Origin of the sequence: Actinopolymorpha sp. B9G3, assembly GCF_040120725.1 — a bacterium.
Taxonomy (GTDB): domain Bacteria; phylum Actinomycetota; class Actinomycetes; order Propionibacteriales; family Actinopolymorphaceae; genus Thermasporomyces.
Map to the genome: position 1 here is coordinate 1 of NZ_JBEEAB010000099.1, position 426 is coordinate 426.

Genomic DNA, 426 nt, shown 5'->3' on the forward strand with positions numbered 1-426 from the left:
CCCTCACCTGGGACCAGGGCGTGGAGATGGCCCGACACCGCGAACTTGCCGCCGCAACCGGCATCGCCATCTACTTCGCCGAACGATCCAGCCCCTGGCAACGCGGCGCGAACGAGAACTTCAACGGCCTGCTCCGCCAGTACTTCCCCAAGGGGACCGACCTATCCGTGCACCCCGACACCCACGTCGCTGCGGTGATGCGCGAACTGAACACCCGACCACGCAAAGGCCTCGACTAGGTCGTGTCTCCTAAAGATGTGGTGTGTGGTCGGCCAGTATTGGTTTCATGATCCGTTCAGGTGTGATCGACGATGGTTTGTGGTCTGTGATCGAGCCGGTTCTTCCTTGTGGGGATGGGCGTCAGGGGCGTCCATGGAATGACCACCGGTTGATGTTGGAGGGAATCTGCTGGCGGTTCCGGATGGG

Annotated in this window: 1 protein-coding gene; it reads left to right on the forward strand. The window is 61.7% G+C overall.

Going from position 1 to position 426, the window contains the following annotated elements; translation table 11 throughout:
- Positions 1-239, forward strand: a 239-nt coding sequence (locus ABNF93_RS34755) for an IS30 family transposase (RefSeq protein ID WP_349332518.1), incomplete at its 5' end; no start/stop codon positions are given.
- Between the last annotated feature and the right edge of the window lie 187 nt (positions 240-426).